The sequence below is a fragment of the Arcanobacterium pinnipediorum genome (assembly GCF_023973165.1).
Lineage (GTDB): Bacteria > Actinomycetota > Actinomycetes > Actinomycetales > Actinomycetaceae > Arcanobacterium > Arcanobacterium pinnipediorum.
On sequence record NZ_CP099547.1, the window covers coordinates 624,145 to 647,921 of the forward strand.

At 52.8% G+C, this 23,777-nt stretch carries 16 protein-coding genes; 10 read left to right on the plus strand and 6 right to left on the minus strand.

Annotated features, from left to right (window positions below; translation table 11 throughout):
• Positions 1-18 precede the first annotated feature (18 nt).
• Together NG665_RS02710 and clpX are read left to right on the plus strand one after the other, a co-directional pair.
• On the plus strand, positions 19-693 hold the full coding sequence (locus NG665_RS02710; RefSeq protein ID WP_435366690.1) for an ATP-dependent Clp protease proteolytic subunit: 675 nt from the start codon (positions 19-21) through the stop codon (positions 691-693).
• Between the two features lie 297 nt (positions 694-990).
• The gene (clpX, locus tag NG665_RS02715) at positions 991-2,265 is read left to right on the plus strand and encodes an ATP-dependent Clp protease ATP-binding subunit ClpX (RefSeq protein ID WP_252673769.1); all 1,275 of its coding nucleotides are present in this window, start codon (positions 991-993) and stop codon (positions 2,263-2,265) included.
• Between the two features lie 192 nt (positions 2,266-2,457).
• Here the strand turns inward: clpX and NG665_RS02720 are convergent, their stop codons facing one another.
• From NG665_RS02720 to NG665_RS02745, 6 genes are all read right to left on the minus strand, one after another.
• The gene (locus NG665_RS02720; RefSeq protein ID WP_252673770.1) at positions 2,458-4,284 is read right to left on the minus strand and encodes an AMP-dependent synthetase/ligase; all 1,827 of its coding nucleotides are present in this window, start codon (positions 4,282-4,284) and stop codon (positions 2,458-2,460) included.
• A gap of 178 nt (positions 4,285-4,462) precedes the next feature.
• Positions 4,463-7,138, minus strand: coding sequence for a valine--tRNA ligase (gene valS, locus NG665_RS02725; protein WP_252673771.1), 2,676 nt, complete (start codon positions 7,136-7,138; stop codon positions 4,463-4,465).
• Positions 7,139-7,218: 80 nt separating this feature from the next.
• On the minus strand, positions 7,219-8,016 hold the full coding sequence (gene proC / locus NG665_RS02730; RefSeq protein WP_252673772.1) for a pyrroline-5-carboxylate reductase: 798 nt from the start codon (positions 8,014-8,016) through the stop codon (positions 7,219-7,221).
• A 4-nt stretch (positions 8,017-8,020) separates the two neighbouring features.
• A complete protein-coding gene (locus tag NG665_RS02735; protein WP_252673773.1) occupies positions 8,021-8,749 on the minus strand; it encodes a DUF1643 domain-containing protein in 729 nt (242 codons plus the stop codon).
• A gap of 22 nt (positions 8,750-8,771) precedes the next feature.
• Positions 8,772-10,538 (minus strand): amino acid ABC transporter ATP-binding/permease protein, encoded by a 1,767-nt coding sequence (locus tag NG665_RS02740; protein WP_252673774.1) that lies wholly within the window; start codon positions 10,536-10,538, stop codon positions 8,772-8,774.
• Positions 10,535-12,223, minus strand: a complete 1,689-nt coding sequence (locus tag NG665_RS02745) for an ABC transporter ATP-binding protein/permease (protein WP_252673775.1) — start codon at positions 12,221-12,223, stop codon at positions 10,535-10,537. The genes NG665_RS02740 and NG665_RS02745 overlap by 4 nt, the downstream gene beginning before the upstream one ends.
• A gap of 424 nt (positions 12,224-12,647) precedes the next feature.
• On the opposite strand from NG665_RS02745, the gene NG665_RS02750 reads away from it, so the two are divergent.
• The 8 genes from NG665_RS02750 to ftsY all read left to right on the plus strand — a co-directional run bounded on the left by NG665_RS02750 (position 12,648) and on the right by ftsY (position 23,740).
• A complete protein-coding gene (locus tag NG665_RS02750) occupies positions 12,648-12,830 on the plus strand; it encodes a hypothetical protein (protein WP_252673776.1) in 183 nt (60 codons plus the stop codon).
• Entirely contained in the window at positions 12,808-15,993 is a 3,186-nt protein-coding gene (gene ileS / locus NG665_RS02755) for an isoleucine--tRNA ligase (protein WP_252673777.1), read from the plus strand. Before NG665_RS02750 ends, ileS begins: the two co-directional genes overlap by 23 nt.
• The gene (locus NG665_RS02760) at positions 15,994-17,514 is read left to right on the plus strand and encodes a bifunctional folylpolyglutamate synthase/dihydrofolate synthase (protein ID WP_252673778.1); all 1,521 of its coding nucleotides are present in this window, start codon (positions 15,994-15,996) and stop codon (positions 17,512-17,514) included.
• Positions 17,511-17,927: a nucleoside-diphosphate kinase gene (ndk, locus tag NG665_RS02765; RefSeq protein ID WP_252673779.1), complete on the plus strand. Its 417-nt coding sequence runs from the start codon at positions 17,511-17,513 to the stop codon at positions 17,925-17,927. The genes NG665_RS02760 and ndk overlap by 4 nt, the downstream gene beginning before the upstream one ends.
• A complete protein-coding gene (gene dhaL / locus NG665_RS02770) occupies positions 17,927-18,535 on the plus strand; it encodes a dihydroxyacetone kinase subunit DhaL (RefSeq protein WP_252674071.1) in 609 nt (202 codons plus the stop codon). The genes ndk and dhaL overlap by 1 nt, the downstream gene beginning before the upstream one ends.
• A gap of 4 nt (positions 18,536-18,539) precedes the next feature.
• Entirely contained in the window at positions 18,540-22,163 is a 3,624-nt protein-coding gene (gene smc, locus NG665_RS02775; protein ID WP_252673780.1) for a chromosome segregation protein SMC, read from the plus strand.
• Between the two features lie 76 nt (positions 22,164-22,239).
• Positions 22,240-22,581, plus strand: a complete 342-nt coding sequence (locus NG665_RS02780; RefSeq protein ID WP_252673781.1) for a hypothetical protein — start codon at positions 22,240-22,242, stop codon at positions 22,579-22,581.
• 37 nt (positions 22,582-22,618) lie between these two features.
• Complete coding sequence (ftsY, locus tag NG665_RS02785; RefSeq protein WP_252673782.1) at positions 22,619-23,740, plus strand: signal recognition particle-docking protein FtsY; 1,122 nt, start codon at positions 22,619-22,621, stop codon at positions 23,738-23,740.
• Positions 23,741-23,777 lie beyond the last annotated feature (37 nt).

The window sequence follows — 23,777 nt, forward strand, 5'->3', positions numbered from 1 at the left end:
AACCCGAATCAGATGCCAATGATGGGGGCTGGAATGCAGGGAATGATGCCCGGTGGTACCGCACCTCAAATGCCATCAAACCGATACATTTTGCCGAACTTCGAAGAGCGTACGCCTTATGGCTACAAGCGCCAAGATCCTTACGCCAAGCTTTTCGAAGACCGCATCGTTTTCCTTGGCGTTCAAGTTGATGATGCCTCCGCAGATGATGTTATGGCACAGTTGCTCGTCTTAGAGTCAATTGATCCAGAATCACCCATCACGATGTACATCAACTCTCCGGGTGGCTCACTTACTGCACTCACTGCAATTTATGACACCATGCAGTACATCAAGCCACAAATCCAGACCGTGTGCTTGGGACAAGCCGCATCGGCTGCTGCAGTTCTGCTCGCTGCAGGTGCGCCTGGTCGCCGGTTAGCGTTGCCAAATGCCCGTGTGCTCATTCATCAGCCAGCTATGGAAGGTATGCAAGGACAAGCCTCCGATATCGCCATTGTTGCAGATGAAATTGACCGTATGAGTGACTGGCTAATCGATACCCTTGCCGCTCATTCCGGCAAGGATCGCGAAATCATCAAGAAGGATATCGCACGCGATAAGATTCTTACCGCGCAACAGGCTAAAGAATACGGCCTAGTCGATCAGGTTTTGACATCGCGTAAAGCTGTTTCCCCACAAGTTGGAAAGTAACAGATCAGCGAAATACTTGTAGGACGTAATAATCGTTCTATCATCGGTGGAGTCAAACGTGACGTTTGACTCCACCGTAACCTTTTCGGGCCACATGCGGACTTAACTTATCGCAACGTGCAGATCTACGTGCGTGCTTGACTTATGGTGACGGGCGAGCTTACTTATTGCCACGGTAGTGCGACGCCGAGCACGGCAAACGTGAAGCTATACACGCCCAGAGACGAAGAACTTCACACTGGCACAAATATAGTGTGGAATAGAGACAGAAGAAAATCTCAACGAACGGAGACTTACGTGACACGGACCGCCGATGCGGCAGACGCACTCAAGTGTTCTTTCTGCCAAAAGAGTCAGCGTCAGGTACGCAAACTGATCACCGGTTCAGGTGTCTATATCTGTAACGAATGCATCGAGTTATGTAACGAGATTATTGAAGAGGAATTTGGCAGTGATGCCCAGCCTCATGAAGAAAAAGAGCTTCCTAAACCTGCTGAAATTTTTGAGTTTCTTAATCAATACGTTGTTGGGCAAGAACGAGCCAAGCGCACTCTTGCCGTTGCTGTGTATAACCATTACAAGCGGATCCAATCCCAACAGGGTGCCTCGTCGCTTAAAAACAAGCAAGATGGCGACGAAATCGAAATCGGCAAGTCCAATATCTTACTCATGGGGCCAACTGGAACAGGGAAAACCTACCTCGCTCAATCGTTAGCGAAAATGCTTGATGTGCCGTTTGCTATTGCAGACGCTACGGCTTTAACCGAAGCCGGGTATGTTGGCGAGGACGTAGAAAATATCTTGCTCAAACTTATTCAGGCAGCTGGTGATGATATCGAGCGTGCCCAACGCGGAATCATCTACATCGACGAAATCGACAAGATTTCCCGCAAATCAGAAAATCCATCGATTACTCGCGATGTTTCAGGTGAGGGCGTCCAGCAAGCACTGCTTAAGATCATCGAAGGCACTGTAGCTTCGGTGCCACCGCAAGGCGGGCGCAAGCATCCTCAACAAGAGTTCATCGAGATAGATACCTCGAATGTGCTCTTCATTCTCGCCGGTGCGTTTGCCGGAATGGAAGATATCGTTACCTCTCGCACTGGCCGGCGTGGGATTGGCTTTGGTGCACAGCTGCACGAGGGCGATCGTGGCGCTGAAGTCTTTAGCGAAGTCACTCCAGAAGATCTCCACAAATTCGGTATCATTCCAGAACTAATTGGCCGGTTGCCGATTATTACGAATGTCGAAGAACTCAAAGTTGATGACTTGGTTGAAATCCTGACGACGCCGAAGAATGCACTTGTTAAGCAATACCAAAAGATGTTTGACCTCGATGGCGTAACGCTTGACTTAACTGATGATGCCTTGCGTGCGATAGCAGAAGAAGCAATTGAGCGTGGCACAGGCGCTCGCGGTCTGCGCTCTATTTTGGAGAATTTGTTGCGTGAATTGATGTTTGACATTCCTTCGCGCGACGACGTCGAGCGCGCAATTATCGACGCTGATGTTGTTGCTGGTAAAGCCGAGCCAAGACTAGTATTGCGCGGAGCCGAACACCAAAGCGCCTAGCCAAGCGCCGGTAGACCAAACCCAACACACGCTGTAGCTAGAAATAAATAAAGGCGAGTTTTACATAAGAGTTAGACTTTTACGTAAGAGGCGAGTTTTACATAAGAGGTAGAGTTTTACATAAGAAGTAGAGTTTTACATCAAAGTAGGTGGGGCAGTTCAATGAACTGCCCCACCTACTACATGCAGAAACTATTCACCATAGATTTCGCGGACCTTATCGGCAAACCCTTCTAAGACAACATTGCGGCGCACTTTTAATGAAGGTGTGAGGTAGCCATTTTCCACCGTAAAATCAGTAGGCAAAATCGTAAACTTACGAATCGACTCAGCCCGGGAGACTTTTTCATTAACTCGCTTAACTGCGCGGTCAATAGCAGCTAGAATCTGTGGATCCTTCACCGCTTCGGCAACCGTCATCGGCGGAAGTTCGTGGTTAATTAACCACTGTGGTAGCGCTTCGGCATCGAGAGTGACTAGGGCAGCCACAAATGGTTTTTGGTCTCCAACAACAACGACCTGGGAGATAATCGGGTGGGAACGCAACCGATCCTCAAGGGCGGCAGGTGCCACGTTTTTCCCACCAGCAGTAACGATGAGCTCTTTCTTTCGCCCTGTTATCCACAAGAAATCGTCGTCGTCAAGTTGACCAATATCTCCGGTTCGGAACCAGCCGTCCTCAGTAAAGGCTGCCTGAGTAGCTTCAGGGTTATTATGATAGCCACGGAAGACGTGGTCACCTTTAACAAGGATTTCACCATCATCAGCAATTTTGACGTAGCACCCCGGATAAGCCGGACCAACTGAACCCACATGTATATTATTCGAACGGTTCACAGTGGTTGGAGCAGATGTTTCGGTTAGGCCATAACCTTCCAAAACGGTAAGCCCTACGCCGCGGAAAAATGAACCTAGACGTTCGCCGAGAGGTGCGCCGCCAGAGACGGCCCAACGGAGTTTTCCGCCGGTGATCTCACGCAACTTTGCGTAAACGAGTTTATCTCCCAACCGATGCTGTGCGGTAAGTTTCGCAGAAGGCCCTTCTTCGGTGTCCAGTGCTCGCGAATAGTTAATCGCCACTTTGGCAAACGTGCGAAACATTCGCAGTTTCAATCCTTTGCCAGCTTTCGCATCAGCAGAATTGTAGATCTTTTCGAAAATCCGTGGCACTGCCAAAATGAAAGTTGGCTTAAATGACTGCATATCTGCCACCAGATTCTTCGTATCGCAATATCCCACAGTGGCGTTGCCAATCATGGCAACAATATTGATAAAACGAGCAAAGACGTGGGCCTGCGGCAGGAATAGGAGCGTACGTGAGCCCTTGTAGGAGATGACGTTGATCAGCCCTTCATCTGCCGGACCGTTGAGCGAGACATGTAGGACATTGCGGTGGGTGAGCTCTGCTCCCTTGGGACGCCCGGTGGTGCCCGAAGTGTAAATAATGGTCCACAGATCATCGGCGCGCAGTGCGTCGATTCGTTCATCGATGATGTGATCGTCTTGTATTCGTCCGTGCGCTGCAATTTTGCTTTGGGCGTTGTCGCTGATAACAAAGATATTTTCAAAGTGATCGTATTTGTCGAGAATAGGAGCGACGATATTGTGCATTCCCTGATCTTCAACAATGGCAAATCGGATTTTAGCATCGCTAATAATCCATTCGGCCTGGGCGGTAGATGAGGTTTCGTAGATAGGGATGGCGTGTGCGCCGGCGAACTGGATGGCGAAATCGAAAAGGGTCCATTCGTAGGAGGTATGGGCCATGATAGCGATATGGTCACCGGGTTGGACGCCCAATCCGATAAAACCACGGGCTAGTTCTCGGACTTCGTCGATGAGTTGATGCCAGGTGACAGGTACCCAAGTGTTACCAAGATTTGATTTACGTTCAATGACGACGTGTTTTGATCGTTCTTCACCGTAGCGACGGATTGTTGCTGGCACGGTCATTTTGTCTTCTATTTTGACGAGACCGGGAATGAACGCTACGCCTTCGTCTTCAATATATTTACTCACGGAGGTCCTCCTAGGAAAGTTTATCGTTTCCTACGATACCGTAAGTTATGAGTTTGTGGGTGATTTTTGCCGTGTGACTTTTCCGCCAATGAAGACTTAAAAGTTTGGGTAGGCATGTACGACGACGGAGGTGGGGTTGGCTACAACGCGAACCCCACCTCCGAATAATTGCCGAAAACTACTTCTTCTTTGGCTCTGGTTCAGCCAACTCGTAACCAGTTACATGAGCGCCTTCGGTACCGTCAGTAACCACGGTGAATTCACCAGTAACATGGGCGGCAGCGAGAAGATCGCCTCGAACAGCTGCGATCTTAGCTTCATCAGCTGCGGGTACACTGAGTGTGGCGGATAAGAACGCAGTACGCTGAGAAACTTTATTTTCCGACTTAACCTTGCGCAATGCAGCTAGAGCCTGCCCGGCAACGTGCAAGGTTGCTGGATCAGCATCGCCGGCGGCTTGAGCCAACGGAACAATAGAGGGCCACTGTGCCCGGTGGACTGAACCAGTACGATACCATGACCATACTTCTTCAGCCGCGTAGGGCAGTACCGGAGCGAAGAGACGAACGAAGGTATCAACAGCTAAGTTCAATGCAACCCGAGCCGAACGCACAGCCTGCTCTTGACCAGCCTGAGCATACGTGCCGTCGCGATCATAGGCGCGATCTTTGACCAATTCTAGGTAGTCATCACAAAAAGCCCAGAAGCAGGTTTCGGAAATTTCCAGCGCCCGCGTGTGGTCATAGTTTTCAAAGGCTTGAGTAGCTTGTTCGACAACCTGAACCAACTCGGCAAGCATCGCGCGGTCAATTGGTTCGGTCACTGCCGACGAATCTAGATCGATCTTAGTCCCGGTGCCACCCATTTGGAGCGCGAATTTCGACGCATTGAGAAGCTTCATCGCCAAGCGGCGACCAATCTTCATTTGCTGTTCGTCAAAAGCCGCATCGGTACCAAGACGAGCCGAAGCAGCCCAGTACCGTACTGCATCTGAGCCGTGCTTTTCCAACAAGCCCATCGGGGTAACAACATTCCCCTTCGACTTACTCATCTTCTTGCGGTCGGGATCTAAAATCCAGCCTGAGATAGCGGCATGCTTCCACGGCACATCGTCAAATTCAAGATGGGCACGAACCATGGTGGAAAAGAGCCAGGTACGGATGATGTCTTGGCCTTGGGGGCGAACATCCATCGGATAAACCTTGGCAAATAGTTCCTCATCAGTTAACCAGCCACCTGCGATCTGTGGGGTTAGTGAGGAGGTAGCCCAAGTATCCATAATGTCTACTTCGCCAACGAAACCGCCTGCTTGGCCGCGTTGCTCAGCAGTGAAGCCATCTGGAACGTCGGTGGTTGGATCAATAGGGAGCTGGTCAATGGACGGAACGATAACGTCGTCATAATCAATATCGCCAGCTTCATTCACCCGGTACCACAACGGTAACGGAACACCAAAGAAGCGCTGACGCGAAACCAGCCAGTCAGTGTTCAAACCTTCAACCCAGTTGTTGTAGCGCACCCGCATGAAATCCGGATGGAAGGCAACTTGCGCACCGCGATCAACTAAGTTATCGCGCAAATCCTTGCCATTATCTTGTACATAGGCGCGTCCACCATTGCGGATATACCATTGGCGAGAGGTGACGATTTCGAGTGGCTTATCGCCCTTTTCGAAGAAGTTCGTCATACGAGTGGTTGGCTTTGGTTCGCCCAACATTTCCCCGGTTTCAGCCAATTTCTCAACCAGTGCCTTACGAGCAGAGAAAGTGGTTTTGCCAGCCATCTCTTCATACATGGCAACGCCGGCGGCATCCGTAATCCACTGTGGAGTTTCGTTGAGGAGGCGACCATCTTTGCTGAGCACCGAACGCATTGGCAGATCAAGTTCACGCCACCACACCACGTCAGTCACATCACCGAACGTACAACACATAGCGATACCGGCACCCTTATCCATTTCGGCTTGTGGATGGGCTAAAACCGGAATTTCAACCCCGAAAACAGGGGAGATAACCGTCGTGCCAAACAACGCCTGGTAACGCTCGTCATCTGGGTGAGCAATGAGTGCCACACACGCCGGTAACAGCTCTGGGCGAGTGGTTTCGATAACGACGTCGGCACCGCCGTCGCTACGATGGAACGCAAGCGAATGGTAGGCGCCTGGATATTCGCGCGCTTCTAGTTCAGCTTGGGCAACCGCAGTTTGGAAGGTAACATCCCACAAGCCAGGAGCCTGGGCTTGGTAGGCTTCCCCACGCTGGAAGTTCTTAATAAATGCAGCCTGGGCCACCTTTTGGGCTTTGGCGCCGATCGTCTGGTAGTTTTGCTCCCAATCAACGGACAAGCCAAGATGACGCCATAATGCTTCAAACTGTTGCTCGTCTTCTTGGGTTAGCTTCCAACATAGCTCAACAAAGTTTGGTCGAGAAATGGGCATCTGGTCTGCGAATTTAATCGACTTGCCATCGCCACCATCATGTGGGGGGACGAAATCTGGCACGTAGGGTAGGGACGGATCTACGCGCACGCCATAGTAGTTTTGTACCCGGCGTTCTGTTGGCAAGCCGTTATCGTCCCAACCCATCGGGTAAAAGACGTTCATGCCTTGCATACGCTTATAGCGCGCAACCGTATCAGTATGGGTATAGCTAAATACGTGGCCAACGTGCAGTGAACCAGAAACTGTTGGTGGTGGGGTGTCGATTGAATAGACCTGGCTACGCTCAGTGTCGCGATCGAAACGGTAGGTGCCGTTTTCGGCCCAAGCCTTACCCCAGCGGTCTTCAAGGCCTTCGAGTGATACTTTGTCCGGAACCTCGGTGTTATCGAGCAATGCGGAATTATTTTCAGTCATGGCTCTATTCTTCCATGATTTAGTCCTGCCGTGCGCCGATGAGAACAGTGGCAGGTATCACGTTAGGGTTTTGTAGATACCTATGCGTTGTCGCGTTCGACGGCGGCGCGCACCCCAGCGACGACGGCTGGGGAGAACCCGGCATCTTCCATCGCTAACAAACCAGCGATCGTGGTGCCGCCCGGTGAGGTTACGCGATCGACCAGTTCGGCTGGGACAGCAGAGTCGAGTGAATCCAAAACCATCTGAGCTGAACCTAGCACTGCCTGGGCGGCAACGCGCACGGCTTCGCGCTTCGTCATGCCTTCGGCGAGCGCGGCACGTGCCAACGCATCAATATAGGTGTATGTCCATGCCGGTGAACAACCAGCGATCGCGGAAAATGCGGAGAAAAGATGTTCTGGAAGGGTCGCAACTTCTCCAATCGCGCCAAAGAGGGCTTCGACGTCGGCGAATTGAGTGGAGGAAACGAAATCGTTAGGGCACAACCCCGTCATACCCATGCTGATATGGGAATTAACGTTTGGCATTGCGCGCACAATCGGCTGATTGGCCGGGGCATGGCTGGCAATATCTGCGAGCGAAACTCCAGCAGCTACCGAGACCAGAAGCGTGTCAGGGGACAGGTGAGGGCTGATCTCGTCGAGCACACTGCCAATCAAATAAGGCTTGACTGCGAGGACGAGGATCTGGCTGGCCGCCGCCACCTCCGTGTTATCTGTGGTGAAGCGGGCGCGGAGTTCGGTGGCAAGCTGGGCGCCGGCGTCGGCGTTGCGCCGCGAAAAAATAATCTGCTCGCCAGGTGTTCCGGAAGAAACAAGACCGTTCATGATCGCGCTGGCCATCGAACCGGCGCCAATAAAACCAAGAGTCGTCATGAGGTTACCGCCGAGATTTTCTGTCAGGATTTTGCTTAGGCATTTCGGTTAGTACATTTCCGTTTTGTAGCGCTTTAGAACCACGCGGATGAGGAGGATAACATGTTTGAGATCCTAGGGATTTGTATTTTAGTCTTTGGATATTGCTACGCGGTATTTCTTCGTGCGCATCTAGGTATTCGTAGAACCATGCTTGTCCGTCCCGAACCCAACGGTTATTGCTCGATGAACCCCATGCGCAGATCAATAGCATGCGTTCGAGATCGTATTTTTCGGTCCGAAGCAGTGCGTCGAGCGTCCGATGAAAGATTTCTCGATAGTGATCTGAATTCCTATCGAGAAGCTGTGATACCTTTTTGCTCTCTGTTTCGATAATTGGCAGAAGATTAATCATCGTAAGCCGCTCATAGTCCTCAAGAGCTGAAGCTTTTGCGAACCAATTGTAAACTTGCCGTGCAGTATTGTCTGCTTTTTCTCCTTGGAAAGCCGAAGCCGTCGAAGGATTCATTCCAATAACCACACAATGCTTACCAGTGTTTCGTTCGCCAGCTTTATGCGTCAGGAGTAGGCGAAGTTTTACGGGGTCAGTTAGATCCGAAACATCATCGTATAGCTCCATATCGGCGAGCTCGCCGCCGGCTAACTTAGCAAATACGGCATGTCCAGTGGCGCTGTCCCTAACTGGATCTGGTGCTTGGATTTGATTTTGGAGAATCTTTTGCCAGCTATGCATAGTAAAACACTAGCATCAACCTTTATTGAGAAACCACCGTTCCGCGATCGAAAGAGTAGACCTGATCGGCATGCTCGGTGTGCGCCAACCGGTGGGTAACCTCAATAATCGTCACCTCAGGCAGGTCACGCGCTAAGCGCTCGCGGATCCGCGCATCGAGTTCAACATTCAAATTCGCGGAAAACTCGTCAAGCACCAGCACCTCTGGCTTGATGATAAGCGCGCGTGCTAAACCTAAGCGTTGGGCCTGACCGCCCGAAAGCTGGGTGCCATCTTGACCAGTTCGAGTGTGTAAACCATCAGGCATAGCGCGAACTTCATCAGCCAGTTCCGCTATCTCGAGCGCAGCCCAGACCTCTTCCTCAGTTGCGTTTGGTGCACCGAGGCGAACGTTGTCGGCAATAGTGGTGTCAAGAATCTGATTCTTTTGAGTCACGAGCACCACGTGGGAGCGCAGTTCATCGAGGCGAATATCGCGGGCATTAACGCCGTTGATCAGAATCTCTCCGGTGCTCGGATCGTCGAAGCGCAAGAGTAACTGCGCCGCCGTCGTCTTTCCCGAACCAGAGTGGCCCACGAAAACTGTGTGCGAACCGCGCGCAACGACGATGTTAGCCTCGCGTAGTGCAGGCTGGGAATCCTCGCCAGCTAGCGGGTAGTGGTAGGTGACGTTGCGCCATTCGATCGTCGAGTTAGCAGACGACGTCGGATAGTCCAGTTCGCCGTCGTCAACACCGTAATCGCTGTGGGCAATCGTCCAGATCCGGCGTGCGGAGGCGAAGGAAGCGTCGAGTGCGCCTACAGCGTCTTCAACTCCCTTTGGGCCTTCAAAAATTCGTAACATACCGGCACTGAGCGCAATAACAAGTGCGGGTTCAACCCCAGTAGCATAACCGGCTGCGGCCATGCCAATAACTGACAACAGTGCGAGGGAAATATTCAGGCCGCGACGCAGACCCCGGAAGAGCGCCGGGCGACGGGTATCGCCAGCCACGATTGTGCCTAATTTTTCCATCACGCTTAAGCGTTCGTCTTCCAAACCATAACCAACAACTTCTTCAGCACCGAACACCGAATCGGTGACGTGGGAGACGAGGTCGGCGCGGTGTGCCAACTGAGTTGTGGTTGCTTCGAAGGAATGACGTGCGCCCAGCCACGGCACGAGCGTCATAGCCAGCAGATAGCATAGTGCTGGTGGGGCTACAATCAACCAACCAATATTCATTCCGATCGCAAGGAAAATGATTGGTGGGACGACGATCGCAGACACGACCGGGGCAAACGTGTGGGCATAGACCACTTCGATACGGTCTACATCGCGGGTCAAAGACGCTAGGAGATCGCCAGATCGGGTGCGCGTAGTAATCATGGGGGCTTGCGGCCAGAGTTTAGAAAAGGCGTAGCCGCGCAATAGTTCCAGTGCCTTAAATGCTACGAAATGCCCGAGGAATTGTTCTAAATAGTAGGCAAGTGCTTTAATAACTGCCACAATTACGATGGCAAGAAGATGGGAGCCGATTGGCTCGCCAGCTAAGGCGTGAACAACTGTCCATGCCGCCCATGCGAAGAGCACGACGTCCATTATCAGGTTAATAAACCGGAAGAAGGTCGATACTAGTAGTGGAGCGTGAACTGGGCGGGTGATGGAAGTTAGCCAGGAGAGCAGTTCTCGGTTAGTGGGTTGGGCAAGTGGGCGTGGTTCGGTTACTTGCGCAGTGAGCGACGATTGCTCAGCGGCAAGAGGTTGCCCGGAGTTAGTTGGCTGGGTGTGCGTGGTTGCTTCACTCATGAGCGCGCTCCTTCGGTGACGGTGCCGTCGGTGACAGTGTAGAGTTTGTCAGCGATGCGTAGCAGTGCTTCGCGGTGGGTGACCATGACGACGCTCAGATCACTACCAATTTCAGCGATGGCATCGATAATACGAGCTTCGGATTCGACGTCGACGTGCGAGGTTGGTTCGTCTAAGAAGACGATCTCGCGTCCGGATAAGAACGCCCGTGCCAGTGAAATACGTTGGGCTTGGCCGCCAGATAGGCGCGAACCGCGTTCGCCTACATCGGTGTTGAGGCCAGCGGGCATACGGCGGATATCATGGGCGACGTGGGCGCGTTCGAGAGCTGCCCACATATCTTCCTCAGTGGCGTCTTTTCGTACCAAGCGCAGATTGTCTGCGATGGTGCCGGTGAAGAGCCAGGTAGTTTGGGAAACCGATGCGGCGAGTTTGCGGATGTCTGCTGGCGACAGGCTTGCTAGCTGTTGGCCTGAAATTACGATGGAACCGTCTTGGAGTGGCAGGGAACCTTTGAGCAGTCCGAGGAGTGTGGATTTTCCTGCTCCCGATGGTCCCATAACGGCGACTTTTTGCCCGGTATCGACGTGCAGATGTGCGTTGTGTAATACTTCGCCGCGCCCGTAGTCATAATTGACTTCGCGCACGTCGATAAGGTGTTCGCTTGGTGCCGATTCCAATGGTTTCGGGGTGTTTGGTTCGGGTTGTGGGTGTTGTTCGAGATAGCGTTTGATTGCGCGTTGGGCAGCGATTCCGCCCATGCCAATATAGAAGAAACCGGCTACTTGGTTCAGTGGCTCAAGTAAAAGCACGAGCAAGAATAGTGCGGTGAGTGCTTCGGTGATGCCGATGCGCCCGGCGTCGATACCCCACGAAATAAGTAACACCGACCAGCAGATAAAGACGAGAGAGAACACTCCGTCTAAAACAATAATGACGACCTGGTTGCCTGCCAGGATTTTCATAATGGCTTTGCGGTTGGTTTCACCTTGAGCACGTAGTGTGGTTTCTAGGCGGGGGCCGGCGCCGAAGAGGCGCACGGCAGTCAGGTTACGAATCGCGTCTAGGTATTGGGTGGTGAGTTTGGCGCGTTCGGCGCGAGAGCGGGCCGAAACTCCGCGAAATACGCGCAGGAAACCGCCTACGAGGAGGGGGACGAGCGGAATGCTGATCGCCATTCCCAGTCCGAGGCGCACATCGATCCGGGTGGCGATGTAGCCCACGAGCAGCACCGGGGTGAGTAGTGCGGCTAGAGTTGAGCCGAGGTATTGTTGACGGAAATCGGTTAGCCGTTCGGCATTATCGGTCATTAGCTGAATGAGCTTAGCTGAGGAGAACTGATCGGAGTCGTTCTTGGGCAAGGACTTCGAGGTGAAGATATGGGACAGTATCCGGTGCCGAATACGTTTTTCTTCCGCCCGCGCCTGAGATACTCCGGAAACTATTTCCAAGATGCCGAAGATACCGGCGACCACAGCGGCGATGCCGCCAATGATCCAGCCACGACCTGCAGGTGTTGCACCCCCCAGATAGGTTCCGAGTTGGTGGGCGGTCGCCCCGAGTGCAACCGCGCTGCCTAATTCGACCAGTACTCGCATAATTGCGGTGTAGCGGGTGCCTTTGGATCCGGCGGGCGAAATGACCTGGACTTTGGGGCGGTGATCGCGTCGTTGAGCTTTAGACACGGCGTTCTCCCATGCTAGACAATACTTATTGTTCACTGCTTACTAAGGGTACCCTGAGTCTGGTGGATGCGACAGTGTACGACGGCGGTTTTTTGGGCATCGAATCTGGCGCTTTCGCGACACAGGCTTGAGTGGGTTCCAGTGAAAAGCGCACTATAGGCGCGCTGTCCACCTCACCGAAGATAGCGACATTATCAGATTGAAGTGTTTACCATAAGTGGTGAATGTGATCAGGATTATAACGACGGTGAGAGCCGAGTAGACGAGGCAGAACTGGCGATGCACATCACGTGGAGAAAACCGCATCCGCTGTAGAAAAGTAGCTAAAGATTGACTACACTCGAAAAGTGCGAAGATCCGGCAATCACCGGGGAGTATTCGGAAGAACGGCAGTGCTTGGAGCCTGCTTACTAGAACCGAACGGATGGGCTCGTCATCGCCTAGAACGAGTGGCCACGCCGAGGCTCCGCATGCTGAAGATTATTCGGTGCGCGATCACGGTTTGGCAAGCGAGGTGGTACCGCGCAAACGCCCCAAGGTGGCTATGCGTCCTCGCCTGACCGAACCTACCAAGGAGTTCTTTCATGGGCGAGCAGTCTACATCTAGCCGCTATCCGCTCCACCGCACCGATGATGTGGTGGCATCCCCTAACTTCCCGCGCCTAGAGGAAGACATTTTGGCCTATTGGGAAAAAGATGAGACTTTCCAGGCCTCAATCGACCAGCGCCACGGCCGCGAATTCGTTTTCTATGATGGCCCTCCGTTTGCTAATGGTCTGCCGCACTATGGTCACCTGCTCACCGGCTACGTCAAAGATCTCGTGGCCCGCTACCAAACCCAGCGGGGAAACCGCGTAGAGCGGGTCTTTGGTTGGGATACCCACGGTTTGCCCGCCGAACTTGAAGCAGAGCGTATCCTTGGTATCGAAGATAAATCTGAGATCGAAAAAATCGGTATCGAAGAATTTAACGATGCCTGCCGCAGTTCCGTGATGAAATACGCTGGCGAATGGAAAGAATACGTCACTCGCCAGGCGCGCTGGGTTAATTTCGATGGCGGATACAAAACTCTTGACCCAACCTATATGGAGTCAGTGATTTGGGCATTCAAGTCCCTCTATGACAAAGGCCTGGTCTACGAAGGCTATCGCGTCTTGCCATATTGTTGGAACGATCAAACCCCGCTCTCCAACCACGAATTGAAGATGGATGACGACATCTACCAAGATCGTCAAGATCAAACCGTCACCGTTGGCTTGCGTATGGAAACTGGTGAATTGGCTCTGATCTGGACCACCACCCCGTGGACGCTCCCATCTAACCTTGCCATCACCGTCGGCCCAGATATTGACTACGTCGTCGTCGAACCAACCGAAGGTGACCTTGCTGGCGAACACGTCTTGATCGGCAAAGCACGGTTAAGCGCCTACGCAAAAGAACTCGGTGAACAACCGCGCCTGATCAAAGAACTCAAAGGTCGCGACCTAGAAGGCTTGCGCTATGAGCCAATTTTTGACTACTACACCCGTGATAGTGAAGCCCCGGGCCCAAACGCCTGGCAATTCTGCCTAGCTGACTATGTCACTACCGAGGATGGAACCGGACTAGTACACACCGCACCATACGGTGAAGACGATATGTTTGTACTCGCGGCAGCCGGAGTAGAAATTGTCGAAACCGTTGATGCGGGAGCGAAATTCTTCGACGTCGTCTCTGATTACGCTGGTATGCACGTTTTTGAGGCCAACCGGCCAATCATTAACGATCTGCGCGACGCCACCGGCCCGATGGCCCGCCGCGATCCATCGGTGCGCGCAGTGCTAGTTCAAGAAAAGTCATACGTGCATTCCTATCCACACTGCTGGCGATGCCGTAAACCACTGATTTACAAGCCAGTGACCTCATGGTTTGTTGCCGTCACTAAGTTCCGGGACCGCATGGTTGAACTCAACCAACAGATCACTTGGCAGCCAGAGCACACCAAGGACGGCGTTTTTGGAAACTGGCTTGCAGGCGCGCGTGACTGGTCAATTTCACGCAACCGGTACTGGGGAACTCCGATCCCGGTATGGAAGTCTGATGATCCGAACTATCCACGTATCGACGTCTACGGTTCGTTCGAAGAAATCGAACGCGACTTCGGGCGTCTGCCTCGTGGACGTGACGGCGAACCGAATTTACATCGCCCATTTATTGACGATCTCACTCGACCAAACCCAGATGATCCAACCGGCAAATCAACCATGCGTCGGATCACCGACATTCTCGATGTGTGGTTCGATTCCGGCTCGATGTCTTACGCTCAGGTACATTACCCGTTTGAAAATGAAAACTGGTTCGATTCTCACTTCCCAGGTGACTTCATCGTCGAATACATTGGGCAAACTCGTGGCTGGTTCTACGTCATGCATGTTTTAGCTTCTGCGCTGTTCGACAAGCCAGCCTTCACCTCGTGTATTTCCCACGGTATTATTCTCGGCAACGACGGGCGTAAAGCCTCTAAGTCTTTGCGAAACTATCCAGATCCAATGGAGATGTTTAACGCCTATGGCTCCGATGCAGTGCGTTGGATGCTGATGAGTTCACCAGTTTTGCGTGGTGGAAACCTAATCGTTGACGAAGCTGGTATTCGAGAAGCCATGCGGCACGTGATTTTGCCACTGTGGAATACGTGGTACTTCTACGCACTGTATGCTGGCACGGTTGATGGTGGTAAGGGATATGTCTCGAAGGGCTTGACCAGCCAACCAACTGACGTGATGGATCGTTACTTACTATCGCGAACCTCAATGCTGACACAAGAGGTGCGCGATCACCTTGACGCGCTCGATATCCCGGCAGCTTCTCAAGCAGTGCGCGCCTACCTTGATTTGCTGACTAACTGGTATGTGCGTACTTCCCGGGATCGCTTCTGGAACGAAGATAAGGCTGCCTTCGATACGTTGTTTACGGTTTTGGAAACCTTGATGCGTATTGCTGCGCCGATGCTTCCACTGATTTCGGAAGAAATTTGGCGTGGTTTGACCGGTGGGCGTTCAGTCCATTTGACCGACTATCCAGAAGTTGGCGAGATCGACGCCGATCTGGTTGCGGTGATGGATGAGGTGCGCAACGTGGTCTCGGCTGCCCATTCATTGCGCAAGGCACACAAGCTGCGTGTTCGCCAACCTTTGCGTACCTTGACAGTTGTTACTAGCCTTGATTTAGACCCATATGCGGAACTGATCAAGAGCGAAGTCAATGTCAAGGACGTTCAGATTCGTTCAGCACACGAATCTGGTTTGGAAGTCTCCACTGATTTGACTGTGTTGCCGCGCGAGCTTGATCCGTCAGTTCGTAAGTTCACCTCGGCTTTGTTCAAGGCAGCTAAGAGTGGACAGTGGGAAGAGGTTGACGGCGGAGTCAAGATGCTCATTGATCCCGAAGTTGTGCTCCAACCACATCAATATGAATTGACGACGTCGGTAAGTGCCGAAGCAGGTTCTGTTGCCAGTGTGCTTGCCTCAGGTGCCTTCGTTGTGCTCGATACTGTAGTTGATGAAGAACTTGAAGCTGAAGGCTATGCGCGTGACGTGATTCGTGCAGTCCAAGATCAGCGTAAGGCAGAAGATTTGCACGTTGCTGATCGCATTCGGCTAACTTTGACTGTTCCAGAAGAACGCATGGCTGCAGTGCAAACGTATCGTGAGATGATTTGCACCGAAACTCTTGCGGTAGAATGTGAACTTGTGGGCGGACAATTCCAGGTCGCTGTAGAAAAGGTGAATTAAATGAATGACGCTGTGGATCCGGCTTCTATGCCCGATGAGGTAGATGAGAACAACGAAGCTTTAGCTGCGCTGTTTGCTTCCCCGCTTTTTGCTGGGCCGGATCCAAGCGTCATTTCTGACGTCCAGCGCCAAGAAGATGCCGAAACTGCCCAATGGGTAGAAGATGCGCAAACCCACGCCCGAGTTCAACAGATCTATGCAGATATCGTTAGTCGTGCCCCCGAACATAAGGTGCAACCGTCGTTAGATAGAGTACGGCGTGCGCTGGATTTGATGGGCAATCCGCATGAATCTTTCCGGACTATTCATATCACTGGAACGAACGGGAAAACCTCGACTGCCCGCATCGTTGAGGCATTGTTGCGTGAACGCGGTTTGCGCACTGGGCGCTTTACTTCCCCGCATTTGAGTTCGGTTCGGGAGCGGATCTCGATTGATGGACAGGCGATAACAGCTACCGATTTTGTGCAAACCTGGGAAGATGTTGAACCATTTATTGCCATGGTTGATGCTCAATCTCAGGCAGATGGTGGGCCGCGAATGTCTTTCTTCGAAGTCTTTACAGTGATGGCGTATTCCGCGTTCGCAATGGCCCCAGTGGACGTGGCTGTTGTTGAAGTTGGTATGGGCGGACGCTGGGATGCTACCAACGTGATCGACGCCGACGTTGCCATGATTATGCCGATTTCGCAAGATCACGAAAAGTGGCTAGGGCATGAGCTTGCTGATATTGCTTTTGAAAAGGTAGGGATCGTCAAACCCGGTTCGACGCTTATTTTGGCTCCGCAAGATCCAGATGTGCGTGGGATGGCCTATGAACAGGCTCACCGCGTCCAGGCCAATATTGTAGATAACTTTGGTGTTATTAGTCGCGAGGCAGCTGTTGGTGGCCAGCTCATTACGTTGCGTACCCCGGCGGCTGTGTATGAAGATATTCCGCTAGCTATGCTCGGTGCCTATCAGGCAGAAAATGCTGCGGCAGCCCTCAGTGCGGTTGAAGCGTTCTTTGGCGGTGCGGCGCTACCGGCAGATGTAGTTGAGCATGCGTTAATGTCTACCTCCTCACCGGGCCGGCTAGAGATAGTGAGGTCGTCACCGCTGATTATTGTTGATGCAGCACATAATCCCGCGGGTGCTCGCGTTAGCCGTGAAGGGCTCGAAGAGTACTTCCCAGGTCCGCGAGTAGCTGTTTTTAGTGCGATGGCAGATAAAGATGTTACCGGCATATTGACTGAACTTGAACCTGCTTTCCATTCGATCGTTTTAACGCAAATGCCAGGAGAGCGAGCGATGGACATTGACGACCTGCACGAGATCGCTGTTGATATTTTTGGTGACGAACGAGTACGTATCGAAACTGAACTTCTCGATGCGATTACGCTCGCAGTCGATATTGCCGAAACTGTTGATCCGGATGCAATCGCTCCGGCATCGGTTACGATTTTAGGATCTATAATGTTAGCTGGACATGCTCGTGACCTGCTGGGGGCGAGCAGAGTTGATATGGAGTCCCACCCATGAGTCAGAAACAAACAACCTTAGTTTTGATCAAGCCTGACGGTGTTCGGCGCGGTTTGATCGGCGCGATTCTGGGTCGCATCGAGGCCAAAGGATATGTCCTTGACGATATTCGTATACTTCAAGCCACCGAGGAACAACTAGCCGCCCACTATCATGAGCATGTGGGCAAACCTTTTTATCCCGGGATTGTGCGCTATATGATGTCTGGCCCGTTGGTAGCGGTGCGAGTCAGCGGATATCGAGTGATTGAAGGTGTGCGTACGCTTAGTGGCGCAACTGATCCAACCACCGCAGCACCAGGAACTATTCGGGGCGATTTTGGTTATGACACCGGTTCGGACGCGATCGAGAACCTTATCCATTCCTCGGATTCTCAAGAATCTGCCGAGCTTGAATTGGCTGTGTGGTTTTGATGTGGATCGAGCAGTGGATGCGGCGTTGTTCGGAGTTAGTCACCGAAAATCGAGAATATCTGATTGAGTTGGATCGAGTTATCGGCGACGCCGATCATGGTGAAAACCTCGACCGCGGCTTTCGTGCTGTGGTTGAGTATTTAGCTACAACCGATCAGGAAACGCCAGCTGATTTGCTGCGAGGTATTGGGTTTACGTTGATTGCTCACGTAGGTGGAGCATCAGGTCCGCTCTACGGAACTGCCTTTACCCGTATGGGGGAGGTAGCAGCTGTTACGCTCACCCCAACAGTGATCGCAGCCATGCTTGATCGAGCAATGGGCGGAATACAAAAACGTGGACACGTCCAGGTGGGCGAAAAAACGATGTTCGACGTGTGGAGTGCAGTTGCCGATGTGGCCAATCAAGGCGTTGATAATGGCGCTGATATCGTGGAGTTGTGCGAGCTGGTTGATCAAAGTGCCTGCGAGGCTGCGCAGGCAACAATCGACATGGTCGCCACTCAGGGACGGGCATCATATTTAGGTGAGAGAACTGTAGGGCACATGGATCCAGGGGCAGCTTCTTCGCAACTGATCTTCCAGGCACTACATGAATCTGTGAGCTAGACTCGTGCATCTCAAAACCCTCACCTTGCGTGGTTTTAAGTCGTTTGCATCGGCAACTACCCTGCATTTTGAACCAGGGATCAATTGTGTTGTCGGCCCTAACGGATCAGGGAAATCTAACGTCGTCGATGCTCTGGCGTGGGTGATGGGAGAACAAGGGGCTAAGAATCTGCGCGGCGGAAATATGGCTGATGTTATTTTCGCTGGTACGGCCTCCCGGCAGGCACTAGGTCGAGCTGAAGTCTCACTGACGATTGACAACACCGATGGGGCACTACCTATTGATTATTCAGAAGTAACAATTTCGCGAACACTGTTTCGTGCCGGAGGATCTGAGTATGCCATTAATGGCACTGCGTGCCGATTACTCGATATCCAAGAACTACTTTCCGATACTGGCATGGGCCGGCAAATGCACGTCATTATTGGCCAAGGGAAACTCGATCAAGTTTTAACTGCAACCGCCGAAGATCGACGCTCCTTTATCGAAGAAGCTGCCGGGGTACTTAAGCATCGCCGTCGTAAAGAAAAAGCGTTGCACAAACTCCAAGCGATGCAGGTAAATCTCACTCGTATCGAAGATTTAGCTACTGAACTGCGGCGGCAACTTGGCCCACTGGCGCGCCAAGCCTCAACAGCACGGCGCGCCCAAGCCATCCAGCAACATGTTTTTGACGCCCGGGCTCGCCTCCTTGCCGACGATGTAGCTCAAGCCCAGGCACGCCTGGCAAGCCACACAACCAACGAAGTGGTCCTAGCCGAGCGCCGCGCCGAGATCGACCAGTCTGTAACTCGCGCCCGCACAGCAGTTGACGCTCTCGAAGCTGAACTTGCCCAAGAAATGCCCAAACTTGAGCAGCTTACCGATACCTGGCAACGAGCCACCTCTCTTACGGAACGGTTTTCTTCCCTGCGTGCCCTGGCGCTGGAACGCCAGCGCTCACTAACCCAGGTGGGCCCGCAGATCCATCGCGGCGAATCACCAGAATCTATCCGGGAACGGGCCCAGGCTGCGCGCAAAGAAGAAGATGAGTTGCGCGGCGCGGTCCAGCAAGCCCACGACAACCTCACCGTCGTCGTCGCCAACCGCGAAAAAGCAGAAAGCGCCGAACGAGAAGTCGATGCCGAGCTGTCCACGCTTAATCGTTCGATTGCTGACCGGCGAGAAGCGCGCGCCCGGCTTACCGGGCAACTGGCAACCGTCTCATCGAAACTTGAGGCATTGAATGCCGAACGTGAACGTGTTGTGAGCGCTGCTGGCGACGCTCAGCGGCGTGCCCACGAAGCTGCCCAGCAGGTAGCCCAGCTCGAACAAGACGTTGTGGCGCATACGAATGGCGATGATACGCTCGCTATCGAGCATGAGGAGGCTGCCAAGGATCTAGCTCAGGCTAAAGAAAAACGTGAAGCCGCCCGGGCCGCACTCACTTCGGCCCAGGGGCAAACGGTGGCCTGGCAGACCAAAGCCGAAACCCTCAAACTATCCCTCGCTCCAGAAGATGCAACCGCATGGGCACTTGATACCTATCGCAGTGGCATCAGTGGACTTGTGCGGGACGCAATTCATATCGACTCCGGTTGGGAAGCCGGAATCGAAGCTGGACTACGCGGTATCGCTGAAGGAGTCGTAGCTGGCAGTATTGATCACGCAATCGATGCGTTGCGCGCTGCGCGAGAGGCTGACGCGGGGCACGTCGAGCTGTTGGTCTCGGGAGTGAAAGCTGACGGAGACGACGCGCTCGCCGTCGTCGAAAAATCGGGGATTGCACATAACCAGGCACGTTCTGCTCCCTCACTTATTCACGGAACGGACGAGGTTGCACATGCTTTGCGCTATGCGTTACGCGATACGATTATCGCGGTAGATTTAGCAACCGCACGCGAACTTATGCATGCTGGAGCCCAACGCGTGGCCACCCTCGCCGGCGATCTGCTGACCCCGGCAACGGCAAGTGGGGGCGAAGTCGAACACAGTGCAACGTTAGCGCGCCAAGCCCTCTACGATGATGCTGTTGCCCAAGCCCACGCAGCGCGCGAACATGAAGCCCAAGCCCGCCAGGAGATCGAACAAGCCCAGGCACAAGTAGTTCAGGCCCAAGAATACTTCGACGTCCTTCAAAGCCAACTCACTAGCCGTGATTCGCATATGGCAGCTGTTAGCGCCCAACTTGGCGTCTTGCGTCAAACCCTGGCTGGGGCTCAAAGTGAGGAGGAACGGTATGCGCAACGAATCGAGCGAATCGATGCTGATCTTCGTGCGCGCCGTGCCGAGCAAGAAGAGCTAGTCCAACGCGAGCAGCGAGCAACAACTGATCCAGATAACGATGGAGATATTCTCCTCCAGCTCACCAACAAGCGCGAAGAAGCACATCGCACAACTGTTGAACTGAGAACTAGCGAAACTGAGGCACGGTTGGCCTTGCGCACTGCTGAAGAACGATTGCGTGCAATTGCCGGACGGGCAGAGAGTTTGGAAAATATGGCGCAGTCGGTGGCGGGACGGATTGCCCAAGAAGAACGTGCAGCTATACGCCGGGCACAAGCAGCTACGGTTGCCCGTTCGATTTATGATTATGCTGATCAAGCCCTGATAATTGCTCAACGTATAGTTGATACGGCCAGTGCCCAGCGAACCGATTTTCAACAAGCCCATCTGATGCGTGAAACCGAGCTTGGGTTAGCCCGCAAAGCTCTCGATGTTGCGTTGGCCGAGCAACGTCAGTTAGCCGATACTCGCCACCAACATGAGTTAGTGTTGGCAGAGCTGACTTTGACCTACCGTCAGCTAGCTGAGCGGGCAATTGCGGAAGTTGGCATGGAAGCTGAGACGTTGATCGATGAATACGGGCCGCACCAACTGATCGAAGAAATTGAGCCAGTTGCTGATCATACGCCCAAGGTAGATGACCGCAGCGGGGTTACTAGCGACGAAGATTCCGATACGCCTACAGTTCGTCGTTACCCGTATGTGCGCGCGGAGCAAGAAAAGCGTTTGGCGCGCGCGGAGCGTGATTTGGTGAAGTTAGGGAAAATTAACCCGTTGGCGTTAGAAGAACACGCTGCGCTCGAACAACGCCACACCTATCTTTCGGAGCAACTTGCCGATCTGCGTCAATCACGTACGGATTTGTTACGTATTGTTGCCGATATCGACCAGCGCGTTCACGATGTGATGGCGGAGGCGTTTACGGATGTGGCGCGCGAATTTTCCGATATTTTTGCCCGGCTTTTCCCCGGTGGCGAGGGTCGGTTAGTGTTATCTGATCCGGAGTCGATTTTGACGACGGGGATTGATATTGAAGCGCGTCCCCCAGGAAAGCGAGTAAAGCGCTTGTCGCTGCTTTCTGGCGGGGAACGGTCGTTGACGGCGGTGGCGTTCTTGGTGGCAATTTTTAAGGCGCGCCCTTCTCCGTTCTATGTGATGGATGAGGTTGAGGCTGCGTTAGATGATGTTAATTTAACGCGGTTGCTCGATATTTTTAATGAGTTAAAAGACAACTCGCAGTTGCTGGTTATCACTCACCACAAACGTACGATGGAGATAGCCGATGCGCTTTACGGAGTGGCGATGCGTGAGGGCGGTGTGACCTCAGTTATTTCGCAACGCCTCAAAGATGTTAGCCCGTGAGCGCGACGTTAAAATGTGATCGACTATATAGCGTTGCTTCTTCGTATCTGTGGAGATTTTTGGGCACACTAAAAGTGTGTGGATCGCTTTGAGTATCGTTATTTTTGTTGCTGGCAGCGCAGCAAGTGTTATTGGACTTGTTGCATTTCAACGTCGTCCCCGACAAGGTTTTGTTGAGGCTTACAAGGAAAGCGTTAAAGCGTTGCGTAATCATCGCCAAGACGACGTCATGGCCGACGTCGAACACCACGATATTGCGGTAGCTGATGTTTTTTCTTCGTTCACCCAGTTTGAGGGCGAAGCCTACATGAGCCCGCGTGAACTGAACTCCGCGGTCCACGAATTAACCGCAGTGGCAGGTGTGGATAAGGTTATAAAAGTCGCAGATCGTTTCAAAAAGGAAGATCACGCCGCCTAGAGTTTATTTTTCTCGTCTTCTGGGAGAAAATTATTAGGTGAATACTTTTACGCTCATTGTCCTTGTCATCTCTGTACTCAGTGTTGCCGTTATCGGTGGCGCAATCGCTTACGTCGTAACTCGGCGAAACAACCAGCTCCCGCCGGTTCGTCGTGAAGGTTTGCCAGCTGGTGAAGAACCTGAAGAAGAAAATCTAGATAGCCTGCCTGCCACAGCCGAAGGCGTGGAAGAAGAGTCTGCGGTAGAAATCCCAGAGTCTATTCCTTCTCGCATGCAGCGCCTGCGTGCGCGGTTGGCACACTCTGGCGGACTAGGCAAGGTACTTTTAGGTATTCTTTCTCGAGGTGATCTCTCGGCCAGTGATTGGGAAGAGCTCGAAGATACGTTACTCATGGCCGATGTGGGCTTAACCGCCACAACCGAGATCCTGGAAAATCTCCGCACTGCGGTTAAGGTAGCCGGAGGCGATGCTGATTTGCGCGAGTTGCTGCGCGAGCAGCTTTTACAAGCAGTTTCGGTTGATAAGGATCGCTCACTGAATCTCACGGGCAAGCCCGCTACAATCTTGATGGTTGGCGTAAACGGAACTGGTAAAACTACTACCACCGGAAAACTAGCACGGTTACTTGTTGCTCAAGAGCGCAGCGTAGTCTTGGGGGCAGCTGATACGTTCCGTGCCGCTGCCGCCGATCAGCTCGCCACCTGGGGGCAACGAGTTGGTGTTGAGGTTGTGCGTTCGGATCGCGAAGGTGCAGATCCAGCGTCGGTAGCATTCGAAGCGGTGAAACATGGAGCTGATCACAATGTGGATGTGGTCGTCGTCGATACAGCTGGCCGATTGCAAAACAAGGCCGGTTTGATGGACGAGCTCGCTAAGATCAAGCGCGTGATGGAAAAGACGGTTCCTACCTCTGAAGTCTTGCTTGTTCTTGATGCCACTACCGGGCAAAACGGTATGGCCCAGGCCAAGGTTTTTGCGCAAGCTACTGGTATCACCGGAATTGTTTTATCCAAGCTTGATGGAACTGCCAAGGGCGGAATCGTTATCTCGGTGCAGCGTGAACTTGGCGTTCCAGTGAAGTTCGTTGGCCTTGGCGAAGGCGCTGATGATTTCGCACCGTTCGATGCAGAAAACTTCGTCGATTCTTTGCTTGCTTAGTGAGTTACGTAGCGGCTCCGAGCGCTTCGCGATACCG

Bases quoted from the DNA above. Each gene is read 5' to 3' on its own strand.
- NG665_RS02750 (WP_252673776.1), top strand. From the start codon at position 12,648: ATGGGCTCGTCATCGCCTAGAACGAGTGGCCACGCCGAGGCTCCGCAT.
- ileS (WP_252673777.1), top strand. From the start codon at position 12,808: ATGGGCGAGCAGTCTACATCTAGCCGCTATCCGCTCCACCGCACCGAT.
- proC (WP_252673772.1), bottom strand. From the start codon at position 8,016: ATGACGACTCTTGGTTTTATTGGCGCCGGTTCGATGGCCAGCGCGATC.
- ndk (WP_252673779.1), top strand. From the start codon at position 17,511: ATGAGTCAGAAACAAACAACCTTAGTTTTGATCAAGCCTGACGGTGTT.
- dhaL (WP_252674071.1), top strand. From the start codon at position 17,927: ATGTGGATCGAGCAGTGGATGCGGCGTTGTTCGGAGTTAGTCACCGAA.
- valS (WP_252673771.1), bottom strand. From the start codon at position 7,138: ATGACTGAAAATAATTCCGCATTGCTCGATAACACCGAGGTTCCGGAC.
- NG665_RS02735 (WP_252673773.1), bottom strand. From the start codon at position 8,749: ATGCATAGCTGGCAAAAGATTCTCCAAAATCAAATCCAAGCACCAGAT.
- NG665_RS02710 (WP_435366690.1), top strand. From the start codon at position 19: ATGATGGGGGCTGGAATGCAGGGAATGATGCCCGGTGGTACCGCACCT.
- NG665_RS02740 (WP_252673774.1), bottom strand. From the start codon at position 10,538: ATGAGTGAAGCAACCACGCACACCCAGCCAACTAACTCCGGGCAACCT.
- NG665_RS02760 (WP_252673778.1), top strand. From the start codon at position 15,994: ATGAATGACGCTGTGGATCCGGCTTCTATGCCCGATGAGGTAGATGAG.